Annotated in this window: 10 protein-coding genes and 4 pseudogenes; 11 read left to right on the forward strand and 3 right to left on the reverse strand. The window is 68.8% G+C overall.

Annotation, left to right across the window (positions count from 1 at the left end; genetic code table 11):
* Positions 1-2 precede the first annotated feature (2 nt).
* Positions 3-797: a MetQ/NlpA family ABC transporter substrate-binding protein gene (locus tag CK951_RS16810; protein WP_096787421.1), complete on the reverse strand. Its 795-nt coding sequence runs from the start codon at positions 795-797 to the stop codon at positions 3-5.
* A gap of 429 nt (positions 798-1,226) precedes the next feature.
* Between CK951_RS16810 and CK951_RS22130 the strand changes: the two genes are divergently transcribed.
* The 5 genes and pseudogenes from CK951_RS22130 (at position 1,227) to CK951_RS16830 (ending at position 5,784) form a co-directional block, all read left to right on the forward strand.
* Positions 1,227-1,559: an ATP-binding cassette domain-containing protein gene (locus CK951_RS22130; protein WP_394341572.1), complete on the forward strand. Its 333-nt coding sequence runs from the start codon at positions 1,227-1,229 to the stop codon at positions 1,557-1,559.
* Entirely contained in the window at positions 1,556-2,200 is a 645-nt protein-coding gene (locus CK951_RS22135; protein ID WP_394341573.1) for a methionine ABC transporter ATP-binding protein, read from the forward strand. The genes CK951_RS22130 and CK951_RS22135 overlap by 4 nt, the downstream gene beginning before the upstream one ends.
* A pseudogene (acs, locus tag CK951_RS16820) lies at positions 2,197-4,146 on the forward strand (acetate--CoA ligase). The gene CK951_RS22135 and the pseudogene acs overlap by 4 nt, the downstream one beginning before the upstream one ends.
* A complete protein-coding gene (locus tag CK951_RS16825) occupies positions 4,143-4,652 on the forward strand; it encodes an OsmC family protein (protein WP_096787422.1) in 510 nt (169 codons plus the stop codon). Before acs ends, CK951_RS16825 begins: the two are co-directional and overlap by 4 nt.
* Entirely contained in the window at positions 4,645-5,784 is a 1,140-nt protein-coding gene (locus CK951_RS16830) for a PLP-dependent aspartate aminotransferase family protein (protein ID WP_096787423.1), read from the forward strand. The genes CK951_RS16825 and CK951_RS16830 overlap by 8 nt, the downstream gene beginning before the upstream one ends.
* 36 nt (positions 5,785-5,820) lie before the next feature.
* Here the strand turns inward: CK951_RS16830 and CK951_RS16835 are convergent.
* Both CK951_RS16835 and CK951_RS16840 read right to left on the reverse strand, forming a co-directional pair.
* A pseudogene (locus CK951_RS16835) lies at positions 5,821-6,144 on the reverse strand (ABC transporter ATP-binding protein); the annotation flags it as partial.
* Between the two features lie 2 nt (positions 6,145-6,146).
* Positions 6,147-7,410, reverse strand: a pseudogene (locus CK951_RS16840) (Tn3 family transposase); the annotation flags it as partial.
* 340 nt (positions 7,411-7,750) lie between these two features.
* Between CK951_RS16840 and CK951_RS21720 the strand changes: the two are divergent.
* The 6 genes and pseudogenes from CK951_RS21720 (at position 7,751) to CK951_RS16870 (ending at position 14,901) form a co-directional block, all read left to right on the forward strand.
* Entirely contained in the window at positions 7,751-8,140 is a 390-nt protein-coding gene (locus tag CK951_RS21720) for a hypothetical protein (protein ID WP_232520771.1), read from the forward strand.
* Between the two features lie 40 nt (positions 8,141-8,180).
* Positions 8,181-8,951, forward strand: a complete 771-nt coding sequence (locus CK951_RS16850) for an SDR family NAD(P)-dependent oxidoreductase (protein ID WP_096787424.1) — start codon at positions 8,181-8,183, stop codon at positions 8,949-8,951.
* On the forward strand, positions 8,948-11,584 hold the full coding sequence (locus CK951_RS16855; protein WP_096787425.1) for a cation-transporting P-type ATPase: 2,637 nt from the start codon (positions 8,948-8,950) through the stop codon (positions 11,582-11,584). Before CK951_RS16850 ends, CK951_RS16855 begins: the two co-directional genes overlap by 4 nt.
* A 175-nt stretch (positions 11,585-11,759) precedes the next feature.
* On the forward strand, positions 11,760-12,383 hold the full coding sequence (locus tag CK951_RS16860) for a recombinase family protein (protein ID WP_096787426.1): 624 nt from the start codon (positions 11,760-11,762) through the stop codon (positions 12,381-12,383).
* Between the two features lie 27 nt (positions 12,384-12,410).
* Positions 12,411-13,172, forward strand: a pseudogene (locus tag CK951_RS16865) (IS5 family transposase).
* 79 nt (positions 13,173-13,251) lie between these two features.
* On the forward strand, positions 13,252-14,901 hold the full coding sequence (locus CK951_RS16870) for a sigma-54-dependent Fis family transcriptional regulator (protein WP_096787427.1): 1,650 nt from the start codon (positions 13,252-13,254) through the stop codon (positions 14,899-14,901).
* Positions 14,902-14,954 lie beyond the last annotated feature (53 nt).

Here is a 14,954-nt window from a genome sequence, read left to right on the forward strand (position 1 = left end):
TTTCACCAGGTGGGCAGGATGGTGCCGTCGAAGCGCGTCAGGATGAACTCCTTCACCTCGGGCGAGCGGTAGAGGTCGATGAAGGTCTTTAGCCGCGCATCCTCGGCATTGTCGCGGCGGGTGGCCCAGACCAGATGCCAGCGGCTGTGCTCGTCTTCCAGGATCAGCGCCGTCTTCGGGTCGAGCCCCGCCAGCACGGCGTAGTTCAGCGTGATGACCGCGGCATCCACATCGGGCAACGAGGTGGGAAGCTGCGCCGCGTCCAGTTCCACAAAGCGCAGGTTGCGCGGGTTCCCGGCCAGATCGAGCACTGTCGCCGTGATCCCCGCGCCTTCCTTCAGCCGGATCACGCCGGCCTTCTCCAGCAGGAACAGCGCGCGCGCCGCGTTGCTGGGATCATTCGGAATGGCAATGGTTCCGCCTTCGGGCAGGTCGGCGAGCGAGGTGAACCGCGCCGAATAGACCCCGGTCGGCACCACGATCGAGGCCGGCCCCGGCACAAGATCGAAACCGCGCGCGGTGATCTGGTTCTGAAGATAGGGGATGTGCTGGAAGTTGTTGGCATCAAGGTCGCCATGCGCCAGCGCCTCGTTGATCAGCGGCCAGTCGGTGAACTCGATGATCTCGGCCTCGATGCCCTGCGCCGCCGCCAGTTCGGCCGTGTGGCGAAGGATGTCGCCATAGGGGCCGGCGGAGACGCCGATCTTGAGCGGGTCGGCGGCCCAGGCGGGAAGCGCAAGGCCCAACGTGGCGCCAAGGCCAAGGGCCGCGATCAGGTGGCGGCGAGTCGTCTTCATCTGTCGTCCTCTCGTGTTTCTTGTCTGGCAGCCGGCGGGAATCGCCCCACGGCCGGTGTCGGATGTCGACCGGCACCGACTGTAGGCGTGGGACGTTCCACGCCGAATTCCAAAGACGACCTGTCTGGTAGAGATTAATCCTCCTAATCTGCGCAGCCGGGGAGAGTTGTTCCTGAGCTGCCCGTCTATCTCTGCATCGACGGATGCCCGGGCACCGGATGCGGTCGGCCAGCCCGCCACGGGCGGGGAATGGTCTTCTCCCGAACGGCCCGCGGGGAGACGGGACGCATCGTATTCCGCCGGTCTTTGGATTGGCCCGCGCGGCGCCCGGCCCTTATCAATTCCCTGAGAAAAGGTTTCGTCAGAACAGAAGGTTGCCCACCATGCCCTGCCAAGTGCCGACATCCCGACCCAGCGCGGGAAGAAGACATGAGCCTGCTGCGCCCCCTGTCCGCCCTGCCGTCCACCCTGGCCGAAGCTGCCGCCGGAACGCTCCCCGCCGTGGCATTCGAGCATGTGTCGAAAGATTATTCCGCTCGTCGGGGCCAGGCCCCGGTTCCGGCGCTGCAAGATGTCAGCCTGAGCGTCGATCCGGGGTCGATCACCGGCGTCATCGGCCCGTCGGGCGCCGGAAAGTCGACGCTGATCCGGCTGGTCAACGGGCTCGAGCATGCCACCTCGGGCAGGGTGTGCCTGTTCGGCCGCGAGGTTGGCGCCCTGACGAAGCCGACTGGCGGCGCGAGCGGCGTTCGATCGGCATGATCTTCCAGCATTTCAACCTGCTTTCCTCGCGCACGGTGTTCCAGAACGTGGCCCTGCCGCTGGTCATTGCCGGGGTTCCGGCCGCGCGGATCCGGCCACGGGTCGAGCGGCTCCTGGATCTGGTGGGCATCGCCGAAAAGCGCGACTGCTACCCGGCCGAACTGTCGGGCGGGCAGAAGCAGCGTGTCGGCATCGCCCGGGCGCTGGCCAACGATCCCCGCATCCTGCTGTGCGACGAGGCGACTTCGGCGCTCGACCCTGAAGCCACACTGTTGATCCTGCGGCTGCTGCGGCAGGTGAACCGGGACCTTGGCGTGACGATCCTGCTGATCACCCACGAGATCCCGATGATCAAGGAGATCTGCGACCGGGTGGCGGTGCTCGAGGCCGGGCGGATCGTCGAAAGCGGCCCCGTGTTCGACGTCTTCACCCGCCCCGCCACACCCATCGCGGCACGTTTCGCGGTCGCCGCGACCGGCGTGGACCTGCCGCCCGAATGGGAGGCGCGCAAGGTCGGCCCCGGGCAGGCAGGTGCGCGCAGCCTTGTCCGCATCATGCTGGCCGGGCACACCGGCGCAGCACTGGCCCGCCTCGGAGCCATGGCCCCGGCGTCGAGATCGTCTCGGCCCGATACCCGATGACCGAACTTGCCCTGTTCCACAGGATCTTGCGGCGCGCGCCCATGTCGATCTGCCGACCTACCGCCGCCGCTATGCCGAGTCGTTGCGGACGCCCGACGACTTCTGGGCTGCCGAGGCCGCCTTTCTCGACTGGATCCGCCCGTTCCGCGAGGTTTCGGATACGAACTTCGACCCGGCCGACCTGCGCATCCGCTGGTTCGCCGATGGCACGCTGAACGCCTCGGTCAACTGCATCGACCGGCACCTGCCGGCCAAGGCCGATCAGCCCGCACTGCTGTGGGAGGGCGACCGGCCGGGGGAAAGCCGCACCGTCACACGGGCCGAACTGGCCGATCAGGTCTAACCGCCTCGCCAACGTGCTGCGGGGGCTGAAAGTGGCCAAGGGCGATGTGGTCACGATCTACATGCCCGTCATCCCCGAGGCGATCGTCGCGATGATGGCCTGCGTCCGCATCGGCGCGGTCCATTCGGTGATGTTCAGCGGCTTCTCGGCCGAGGCGCTGGCGGACCGCATCCGCCATGCCGGCGCGCGCGTGGTCATCACCGCGGACGAGGGGCTGCGCGGTGGCCGCGTGGTGCCGCTCAAGCGGAATGCCGACCGCGCGGCGGCCGCGGCCGGAGGCGTCGCGCACCTGATCGTGGCCGACCGCACAGGGGCCCCCGTGCCAATGACCCCGGGGCGCGACATCCCTTGGGCTGTGGCCTTGGCCGCGGCCGATCCCTGGTGCCCGCCCGTCGAGGTCGGGGCGGAAGATCCGCTGTTCGTGCTCTATACCTCCGGCTCGACCGGGCGACCGAAGGGGCTGCTTCACACCACGGGCGGCTATCTGGTGCAGGTGGGCACAAGCTGGCGCACCATCTTCGACTGGCACGAGGGCGACGTGTTCTGGTGTACGGCCGATGTGGGCTGGGTGACCGCCCACAGCTACAAGATCTACGGGCCGCTGCTGAACGGCGCCACCTCGGTCCTGTTCGAGGGGGTGCCGACCTTCCCCGATCCCTCGCGCTGGTGGTCGATCATTGAAAAGCACCGTGTGGCGATCTTCTACACCGCCCCCACCGCGGTTCGGTCGCTGATGCGCGAGGGCGAGGCGCCCGTGCGCCGCCACGACCTGTCCTCGCTGCGCGTGCTGGGCTCGGTCGGCGAGCCGATCAATCCCGACGCCTGGCGATGGTTGCATCACACGGTGGGCGGCGGGCGCTGCCCGATCGTGGACACCTACTGGCAGACCGAAACCGGCTCGGTGCTGCTGGTGCCGATCCCGGGGGCGGTGGCGAACAAGCCCGGCGCCGCCGGCAAGCCCTATTTCGGTATCCGGCCCGTGGTGATGGACACCGCCGGCCGCCCCGTGGCCGGCGCGGGGCGCGGCAGCCTGTGCTTCGCAGGCTCGTGGCCCGCGCAGGCGCGGACGATCCTGCACGACCACGACCGCTTCCTGCGCACCTATTTCTCGCCGTTCCCCGGCCACTTCTTTACCGGCGACGGGGTCGAGCGCGATGGCCAGGGCTATTACCGCATCACCGGGCGGATCGACGACGTGCTGAACGTCTCGGGCCACCGGCTGGGCACGGTCGAGCTGGAAGGCGCCATCGCGAGCCACCCCGCCGTGGCCGAGGCGGCAGTGGTGGGCGTCCCCCATCCGGTCAAGGGACAGGCGATCTTCGCCTTCGTCACGCTGAAGGCCGACCAGCCGGAAAACGAGGTCCTGAAGGCCGCGATCATGGCGCTGGTGCGCGAACGGATCGGTGCCATTGCCACGCCCGAGGCGCTGCTCTGGGCACCGGCGCTGCCGAAGAACCGCGCCGGCAAGATCCTGCGCCGCGTCCTTGCGAGGATCGCCTCCGGAGACTACCACGATCTGGGCGACACGACGACACTCGCCGATCCCGAAGCGGTCGACGAGATCATCCGCCGCCACCGGGCCAGCCAGAAGGAGCCGACATGAACGCCGAAGACCTGCGCGCCCTACAGGCGCCGCTGAAGGAAAGCTACAAGGCCGATCCCGAGGCGGCGCGAGTCACGCTTCGGGCCAGTGGCACGCTGGGCGAGGGCCTCTCATGTCGACTGGAAACCGGCCGGGCGCTGGTCGAGGCCGGTCTGCATCCAGCCACCGGCGGCAGCGGCACGCAGGCCTGCTCGGGCGACATGCTGCTTCAGGCGCTGGTGGCCTGCGCGGGCGTCACGCTGAACGCGGTGGCCACGGCCATCGGGTTCGAACTGCGCGGCGGCACCGTCACCGCCGAGGGCGATCTGGATTTCCGCGGCACGCTGGGCGTGGATCGCGAGGCGCCGGTGGGGTTCTCGGCGATCCGCCTTCGCTTCGACCTCGACACGCCCGAACCGCAGGAGCGCATCGACACGCTGACGAAACTGGCCGAGCGTTACTGCGTCGTGCTTCAGACGCTGATGGTGCCGCCGGCCATCGCGCTGCAGGTTGCCGCGCATGACTGACCGCCCGCTTGCCCCCGAGACGCTGGCCGCGCAGGCGCTGGGGCATATCGACGGCGCGACCGGGGCGCTGATCCCGCCGATCCACCCCTCGACCACCTACGAGCGCGACGCCGACACCGGCTATTCCCGCGGCCGCGTCTATGCCCGCGCCGACAATCCGACTTTCGACACGGCCTCCGAGACGCTGACCCGGCTCGAGGGCGGCGAGGCGACGCTGCTCTTCTCTTCCGGCATGGCCGCGGCGACGGCGGTGTTCCTGGCCCTTGCCCCCGGCGATCACGTGGTGGCGCCGCGGGTGATGTACTGGGCGCTGCGCGGGTGGCTTCTGGATTTCGCCACCCGCTGGGGGCTGCGGGTCGATCTGGTGGACACGTCGGACCTCGATGCGGTGGCGGCGGCGGTGCGGCCGGGTCAGACCCGGCTGATCTGGCTGGAAACGCCCGCCAACCCGACATGGGAGGTGGCCGACATCGCCGCCATCGTTGAAATCGCCCGTGCGGCGGGGGCGCGGCTGGCGGTGGATTCCACCGTGGCCACGCCGGTCCTGACCCGGCCGCTGGAGCTGGGCGCCGATATCGTCATGCATTCGGCCACGAAATACCTCAACGGCCACAGCGACGTGGTCGCCGGCACCCTGACCACCGCGCGGCGAGACGAGGTCTGGTCGCGGATCGAGGCGATCCAGCGCCAGAACGGCGCGATCCTCGGCCCGTTCGAGGCCTGGCTGCTGCAGCGCGGGCTGCGCACGCTGTTTGCGCGGCTGCGCTGGCAATGCGAGTCGGCTTCGCTGCTGGCGGACCGGCTGGCCGCGCATCCCCGGGTGGTGGCGGTGCTTTATCCGGGCCTGCCCGGTCACCCGGGCCACGATGTGGCGCGGCGCCAGATGCACGGCGGCTTCGGCGGGATGCTGTCGATCCGGGTTGCCGGCGGGCGCGAGGCCGCCATCGCAACCGCGGCGCGAGTGCGGGTCTGGACGCGGGCAACCTCGCTCGGCGGGGTGGAAAGCCTGATCGAGCATCGCGCCAGCATCGAGGGGCCGACCTCGCCGGTGCCTGATGATCTTCTGCGCCTTTCGGTCGGGCTTGAGTCGACCGAAGACCTGTGGACGGATCTCTCCGCCGCGCTGGGATGAGGGACGGCCGGACCCGCGAGAGAGGGTCCGGCCCGTTCAGTCCTGCCGGTGGATCAGCGACTGATCGAGAACGGCCATGACCTGCCGCCGCAGATCCTCGAATGCATGGGCGCTGCGGCCGCGCGAACGGTCGAGCCTGACCGGGATCTCGGCCTGAACCCGCCCCGGGTGGGGCCGCAGGATCACGATGCGGTCGGCCAGCACGATGGCCTCGTCGACGTCATGGGTCACCACGATCAGCGTCGTCCGCGGGTCGGTCCGTTGCCACACATGCAGCAGATGGTCCTGAAGGTCGATCCGGGTGAAGGCATCAAGCGCCGAGAACGGCTCGTCCAGCAGCAACACCTCGGGGAGAGCGAGAGCTACTGTTTCGTCCACCTGTACTCGCCGGTCAGCAGGATGTGCGCCCAGCCAAGGGGCGAAGTGTGGGCCAGGAATTCGGGCGGGCAGACTAGCCCGGCGGTCTGGCGCTCGGCGACGGCGCGGCCGAGGTGTGCCGTGTTCCAGTAGATGATGATCGCGGCCAGCAGGTTGAGGCCGGCCATCCGGTAGTGCTGGCCTTCGGCGTCCGATCGCGGATCTCGCCCTGGCGGCCGATGCGCAGGGCGCTCTTCAGGGCGTGGTGTGCCTCGCCCTTGTTGAGCCCGATCTGCGCGCGCCGCTGGAGGTCGGCATCCAGCAGCCAGTCGATGATGAAGAGCGTCCGCTCGACCCGTCCGATTTCCCGCAGCGCCACGGCAAGGTCGTGCTGGCGCGGGTAGGCGGCGAACTTCCGCAAGAGCTGGCTCGGCGGCAGGATGCCCGCCACCATGGTGGCCGCGCTACGAAGGATGTCGGGCCAGTTGCTGGTGATGGTGCCCTCGCGGACCTTGCCGCCGACGAGGCCCCTCAGCTCGTTCGGGACGCTCGCCGGGTCGAAGACGTAAAGCCGCTTCGACGGCAGGTCGCGGATCCGCGGCACGAACCGGAAGCCCAAAGCCGCCGTGATGGCAAAGACTTGATCGGTGAAGCCGCCCGTATCGGCAAAGTTTTCGCGGACCCGAAGGCCCTGCTCGTTCATCAGCAGGCCGTCGAGAATGTAAGGCGCCTCGTTCACCGTCGCCGGGATGGTCTGGGTGGCGAAGGGGCCGAACTGGTCCGAGACATGGGTGTAGGCCTTCACCCCCGGTTCATTGCCGTATTTCGCGTTCACGAGGTTCATCGCCTCGCCCTGCCGGGCGGCCGGGAAGAACTGGCCGTCGCTGGAGGCGGTGAAGCCGGCACCCCAGAACCGCGCCATCGGCAGCGCAGCCTGCGCCTCGATCACCGTGGCGAGCGCCCGGTTCATCGCGGCGCTTTCGACATGCCAGCGCGACAGGCGCAAGAGCTGGAAGTAGTCATGGCTGTCGGTGGCCTCGGCCATCTTGCTCAGGCCGAGGTTCAGGCCTTCGGCGAGCAGCACGTTCAGCAATCCGATCCGGTCAGCGCAGGGCGCACCCGTCCGAAGATGGGTGAAGGCGTCGGTGAAGCCGTCGCCGCATGCACCTCGAGCAGGAGGTCGGTGATCCGCACCTCGGGCAGACGCCGGTAGAGGTCGAGCACCAGATCGTCCGCCTCGGGCAGGACAGCCGCAGTCAGACGCTCGATCACAGATCCCGCGCGCCGCGGCCCCGAGAGCACCCGGTAGCCGTAGATCGCGCGCAACCCGCCAAGATCCTCGCGCCTTGTCTCTGCCCGGATGACATAACCGATCAGGGCATCGGGGCTCAGGCCGAGTTGCGCCCGAGGAAACGTGAGATTGCTTCGGGGATGACCTTGCCCGGGGCAAGAAGCCGCCCCGCCAAGCAGGATCGTGCGCATGCGTGATACCCCTTCGGCCCGGACCTTCCAGCATGGAACGGACCTGCCGGACTTGATCCATCTCAGGTTGAACCACGGCAAACATCGCCATACTTCGCCAAACCAACTGGGCCGAGGTGACACTGTCGTGCCGCAGGTGCAGTACCAGACCGTCCGCGAAGTCGCCGACCGGCTGAAGGTCGCCGAGGCTACGGTGCGCAACTGTGGCGGAACTGCCGCTTCGGGGTGCGGACTGGATTGGATCGTCCTGACCGTGCCGCGCCATCCCACCGGCCTCAGCCACGAGGACACGCGGACGCCGCTGATCCAGTTGACCCGCGCCGCAGGCTTCGGCGGATGGCTGGCCGTCGCCTCGCACGGAGTAGGCGAGACCGAGGCGCTGTTCGGCGCCAGCGCCGATACCGTGCTCGAGCCGTTCCGGGACGCGGCCGACCGTGCCGTCGAGATACTTGGCGGAGCCGCCGCCGAACGCACCCAGATCCCCGAAATAGCCACGGAGGGCCATCTGGCGCCCTGACCGGGCGGACCCGACTGTTCAACCGTCAAGGAGTACAATCATGGACCGCCTGAACGGAAAGACCGTCATCGTGACCGGAGGCGCCGTCGGTATCGGCCGCGCCTGTGTCGAGCGCATGGCCGGCGAGGGCGCGAGGGTCGCCATCTTCGACCTGCTGGAGCCCGAGGGACGAGCACTGGCCGACGAATTGACGGAGAGAGGCTGCAGCGCGGCCTTCTGGCAGGTCGACGTGGCCGATGAGGCCGCGCTCAAGACCGCCATCGACGCCGCCGCCGCCCGCTTCGGCGGGGTGCATGTGATGGTGAACAACGCGGGCATCTCGGGCTCGCCCAAACCGACCGACGCGGTGAGCGAAGAGGAATGGGATCGCGTGCAGGCGGTCAACGTCAAGGGCGTCTTCTTCGGCACCAAGCACGCGATCCCCCACCTGCGCGCGGCGGGGGGCGGGTCGATCATCAACCTGTCCTCGATCGCGGGGCTGGTCGGCGTGGGTGGGATCGCCGCGTACCACGCCTCGAAGGGCGCGGTGCGGCTGATGACCAAGAACGACGCGATCACCTATGCGTCCGAGAAGATCCGCGTGAACTCGATCCACCCTGGCTACATCTGGACGCCGATGGTCGAGAAGCACCTGGGCGCCATCGCGACCAATCTGGAGGCCGCGAAGGCCGCGGCGGGGGCGGCCCATCCGCTCGGCCACATGGGCGAGCCCGACGACATCGCCTGGGCCGCGATCTACCTGGCTTCGGACGAGGCGAAGTTCGTGACCGGTGCCGAGTTGGTCGTGGATGGAGGCTACACCGCCCGATGAGCGCGCCGATGCTCCTCGTGGACCCGCACAGCCGCCGGACCGAAGCCTGCCTCGAGGCCCTCGACGCCCGCCCCGAAGGCCTGACCGACGCCGAGGCCGCCGCCCGACTGGCCCGCCACGGGCCGAACCGCCTGCCCGAGGCACGCACGCGCGGCCCGGTCCGGCGCTTCCTCGCGCAGTTCAACAATGTGCTGATCTATGTGCTGCTCGTGGCCGCGCTGGTGACGGGCGTGCTGCAGCACTGGGTGGACACCGGCGTGATCCTTGCGGTGGTGCTTGCCAATGCCGTCATCGGTTTTGTCCAGGAGGGCAAGGCGGAATCCGCCATGGCGGCGATCCGCGGGATGCTGGCCCCCCGCGCCGCCGTCCTGCGCGACGGACGGCGCGTCGCGGTCGATGGCGCCCATCTCGTGCCGGGCGACATCGTCCTGCTGGAGGCGGGCGACAGGGTTCCGGCCGACCTGCGCCTGATCGAGGCGCGCGGCCTCGCGGCGCAGGAGGCCATCCTGACGGGCGAATCCGTCCCGGTCGAGAAGACGACGTCCCCGGTCGCGGCCGATGCCCCCTTGGGCGACCGCACCTCGATGCTGTGGTCGGGCACGCTGGTGACGCAGGGGGCCGCGCGGGGGGTTGTGACGGCCACGGGTCCCGCCACCGAGATCGGGCGCATCGGCAGCCTGCTGGCGGGGGTGGAGCAGCTGACGACTCCGCTGGTGGCCCAGATGGACCATTTCGCGCGCTGGCTGTCCTTCCTGATCCTGCTCGTCGCGGCGCTGCTCCTGCTCTGGGGCTATTTCGTCGGCCACATGGTATTTGCCGACCTGTTCATGATCGTCGTCGCCATCGCCGTCTCTGCCATCCCCGAGGGTCTTCCGGCGGTGATGACGATCACGCTGGCGATCGGCGTGCAGGCCATGGCGCGGCGGAACGCCATCGTGCGCCGCCTGCCGGCAATCGAATCCATCGGCTCGGTCTCGGTCATCTGCACGGACAAGACCGGCACGCTGACGCGCAACGAGATGATGGTGGTCGCCGCGGAAACGCCCGATGGCGCTTTCCAGGTCGCCGGAGAGGGCTATGCTCCGTCCGGCGCGATTACACCCGAAGGCGACCTGACGCGGCTGGCCCGCGCGGCAGCCCTGTGCAATGACGCGGCCCTGCACGACCGGAGCGGCGTCTGGTCGGTCGAGGGCGATCCGATGGAGGGCGCGCTTCTGGCCTTCGCAGGCAAGGTCGCGAGCGACGTTGAGGCGATCCGCCTCGACGCCATCCCCTTCGACAGCCGCCACCGCTTCATGGCGGTGCTGACCGAAGGCCCCGAACGTCGGCTGATCCATGTGAAGGGCGCACCGGAACGCGTCCTGAGGATGTGCGCCGATGTCGACTATGCCCACTGGCACGGCCGGGCCGAGGCGATGGCGCGGCGCGGCCTGCGTGTTCTGGCGCTGGCCGAACGGACCGGGGACGGTTCCCGCATGGACGCGGCCGCGCTGGAAGGCGGGCTTTCCTTCCTCGGCCTCGTCGGCCTGATCGACCCGCCGCGCCCCGAGGCCGTGGCCGCCGTTGCCGAGTGCCTCGCCGCCGGCATCCGCGTCAAGATGATCACCGGCGACCATGCGGGGACCGCCGCCGCCATCGCCGCACAGATCGGACTGGAGAACCCGCATCGCGTGCTGACGGGGACAGACCTCGACCGCCTGGACGATGCGCAACTGGCGCTGGAGGTGCAGGGCGTCGACGTCTTCGCCCGGACCAGCCCCGAGGACAAGCTGCGCCTCGTCACCGCGTTGCAGGCGGTCGGCCTTTCGGTGGCGATGACCGGCGACGGGGTGAACGACGCGCCCGCGCTGAAACGCGCGGACGCCGGCATCTCCATGGGGCTCAAGGGATCCGAGGCGGCGAAGGAGGCCGCCGACCTGGTGCTGGCCGACGACAACTTCGCCACCATCGCGGCAGCCGTGCGCGAGGGGCGCACCGTCTACGACAACCTCAAGAAGGTCATCAGCTGGACCCTTCCCACGAATGCGGGTGAGGCGCTGGTGGTAATCACGGCGCTCATCGCGGGCATGGCCCTGCCCCTGACGGCGGTGCAGATCCTCTGGGTCAACCTGATCACCGGCATCACCCTAGGCCTCGCCCTTGCGTTCGAGCCGACAGAGACTGGCACCATGGCCCGCCCGCCGCGCCGTCGCGACGCGCCGATCCTCTCGGGCGAACTGGTGTGGCATGTGGTGCTGGTGGGCAGCCTGTTTCTTGCCGCAGTCTTCGGCATGTTCACCTACGCGCTGGACAGGGGCTATCCGCTTCCGCTCGCCCAGACCATCGCGTTGAACACGCTGGTGGTGCTGGAGATCTTCCACCTCTTCTTCATCCGCAACATTCACGGAACCTCGCTGACCTGGGCGGCCGCCCGGGGAACGAAGGTGGTCTGGATCGTGGTGATCGCCATCACCTCGGCGCAGTTCGCCGTCACCTATGTGCCCTTCCTGCAGCGCATTCTCGGTACTCAGGCAGTTTCGGTGGCGGACGGTCTGCTTGTCGTTACAGTCGGTGCGATCTTTTTCGTCATCATCGAGATCGAGAAGCAGATCCGGCTGGGTCTCACGCGAACCGGAGGATGGACGAACGGGTGAGATTCCCAGGACAGGTTCACCCAGGCACCACCTGCCGCAGCCGTCCGCAAGAGGAACCCTCTGCGGACGCTGTGGCCGAACCCTTCGGCTTCTGGAAGATGCTCGGCAAAGTCGTCTCATATGACTGGTACGGAACAATTTGCGCAAGCGGGTCCCTATCCGTACGCTCGGCTGCATGACCCGGACCCTCATCGGCTATGCCCGCTGCTCGACCGACAAGCAGGATCTCGAAGCGCAGAAGCAGGCGCTGGCGGCCCTGGGTGTTGCCGAAGATCGCATCTACACCGACCACGGCATGACCGGGACGAGTCGCGCCCGGCCAGGTCTCGATCAGGCGCTCGCCGCCGTCCGGGAGAGCGACACGCTCGTGGTCTCCAAGCTCGACCGCCTGGCGCGGTCGGTTCCCGATGCCCGCGCCATCGCCGACCAGTTCGCCGCCAAGGGCGTGCGGCTTGCGCTGGGTGCGGTGGTTCACCATCCCCCGGATCCGATGGGCAAGATGTTCTTCAATGTCCTCGCCACCTTCGCGGAGTTCGAGGCCGACCTCATCCGCGCGCGGACACGCGAGGGAATGGCGATCGCCAGAGCGCGGGGCAAGCTGCGCGGCAAGCAGCCCAAGCTGTCGGAAAGGCAGCAGAAAGATCTGAGGCGCATGCATGGCTCAGGCGAGTACTCGATCAGCGACCTGGCCGAACTCTTCTCCGTCTCCAGGCCGACCGTCTACCGAACCCTGGAACCGCGTCAGCCGACCAGTCGGACCTTAGGCTCCAGACCCATTTGCTTTGGGCGGATCGCGTGATTCAGGCCTCGCAAGGAGACCTGACCGATGAGCAACCTCTACTGGCTGTCCGAGGCGCAAATGGAGCGTCTGAAGCGGTTCCCTTCCCAGGAGCCATGGCAAGCCCCGTGTCGACGACCGGCGTGTGTTGAGGGGCATGATCTTCATCAATCGCAATGGCTTGCGGTGGCGCGACGCGCCTAGGGAGTATGGGCCGGCGAAGACCCTCTACAATCGCTGGAAGCGTTGGAGCGAGAACGGAGTCTTCGCCCGGATCATGATGGGCCTGGCGGCCGAGAGAGCCGGGCACAAGACGATCATGATCGACGCGACCTGCCTGAAGGCGCATCGCACGGCCTCCAGCCTGCGGGTGAAAAAAGGGGGCGCGCACGTCAGATCGGGCGCACCAAGGGGAGCATGAACACCAAGTTGCACGCCGTCGCCAATGCGAAGGGGCGGCCGATCGGGTTCTTCATGTCCGCTGGACAGGTCAGCGACTACACCGGCGCGGCGGCGCTGCCGGGCAGCCTGCCGAAGGCGGACTGGTTGCTGGCAGACAGGGGCTACGATGCGGACTGGCTGCGAGAAGCGTTGAAAGACAAGGGGATGAAGGTCTGCATCCCGGGCCGGAAATCGCGCAAGAAGGCGGTGAAATACGACAAGAGGCGTTACAAGCGGCGCAACCGCATCGAGATCATGTTCGGGCGACTCAAGGACTGGCGACGGGTCGCTACCCGATACGACCGCTGCCCGGAAACGTTCTTCTCCGCTATCGCACTCACAGCCATCGTCCTGTTCTGGCTCCGATAATCAGTGAGTCTGGGTCCTAGCGACAGGCCGCGACGGTCTAGTAGCCGAGTCGTGGCGCCGTTGCGTTGAGTCCTACGGCATGGACCCGACCCGGGCCGAGCCCGCCCATATCGTCACGGCGGCCGAACTGCGCGAACACCGCGAAGAGGCCGAGCGGCTGATCGCCATCGCGCGCTCGGGGCTTCAGGCGCTGTTCCGGCAGGTGGCGGGGCAGAACTACGTGCTGCTTCTGGCCGACGCCAAGGGCGTCACCGTCCATTTCTTCGGCGATCCGCGGTTCCAGGTCGAGCTGCGCGCCGCGGGGCTCTATCTCGGCTCGCACTGGTCCGAGAACCTCGCCGGAACCTGCGGCGTGGGCGCCTGCATCGTGACCGGCGAGGCGGTGACCATCCATCAGACGGATCACTTCGGGCTTTCGCACACGCCGCTGTCCTGCACGGCCGCGCCAATCTACGACACCTGCGGGTCGCTGGCGGCGGTGCTCGACATTTCCCTGCTGCGCTCTCCCGCGCCCAAGGCCAGCCAGAACCTTGCGATGAACCTTGTCCGCGCCTCGGCACGGCGCGTCGAGATGGCGAACCTGATGGCGATGACGCGGCGCGACTGGGTGCTGCGGTTCTCGTCGACGCCCGAGTTCCTCGAGGTCGATCCCGAGGCGGCGGTGGCGCTGGACGGGTCGGGGCGGATCATCGGGGTGACGGGCGCGGCGCGCGGGTTCCTAGCGCCGGAAGGGTCCGGCCTGCCGCTGATCGGGCAGCGAATCGACGCGCTGATGGATCTGTCGGTCGACGACCTGCCCGACCTGATGCGCGGCCGCCCGACCGAGGAACGGGTGCTGCGGCTGAAGGACGGGCGGGGGCTGTTCGGCCATGCGATCGCGCCGCAGGCCGCACACAACCTCACCCGCCGGACCGCGCACGATCTGCCCGGCGCCCTGTCCAGCTTTGCCGGGCCGGACCCGGCGCTGCAACGCCTGCTGGCCGAGGCCGCACGGCTGGCGCCGACGCGGGTGCCGCTGCTCATCGCGGGCGAGACCGGCACCGGCAAGGAACGGCTGGTCCGTGCGATCCATGTCTGCGCGGCGGGCGAGCGGCCGTTCCGGCATGTCGTCTGCGCGGGGCTCGATGCGGCGCGGCTGGCCGACACGCTTTCGGGGCTGGCCGATCCCGCTACCCTGTTCCTCGACGGCCCCGAGGATCTGGGCCCCGAGGCGCAGGCGGCCCTGCTGTCGGCGCTGTCGGGACCGGGGGAGCTGCGCGTGATCTCGGCCAGCCGTGGCGATCTTTCCGCGGCGTGCCAGCAGGGCGGTTTTCGCGGCGATCTGTTCTTCCGGCTGGCCGGGGTGACGCTGCGCCTGCCTCCACTGCGCCACCGACGGGATTTCGACTGGCTGCTGGTTCGCCTGCTGGCCCGCCGGAACGCGGGCGACTGGCAGCTTTCGCCAGCGGCCCGCGCGGAACTGAAGGCGCGCCCCTGGCCGGGCAACATCCGCGAATTGGAACATGCGCTGGATGTCGCGGTGGCGCTGGCCGAGGGGCGCGTCATCGACCTGTGCGAGCTTCCGCCGCCCGCCCTGTCGCCCGCCGCGCCATCCGATCCCGACGACGACCTGCACGCTGTTCTTGCGGCCTGCGACTGGAACATGGCGCGCGCGGCCCGGCGGCTGGGCGTCAACCGCTCGACGGTGATGCGGCGGATGCGGCGGCTGGGGCTGACGCTGCCGGACTAGGCGGCGCGTTGCGGGCCGTTGCGCGCGCAACGCCGGCGCCCCTTTCCGAAACC

The organism is Rhodobacter sp. CZR27 (assembly GCF_002407205.1).
In the GTDB taxonomy this organism is placed as follows: domain Bacteria; phylum Pseudomonadota; class Alphaproteobacteria; order Rhodobacterales; family Rhodobacteraceae; genus Cereibacter_A.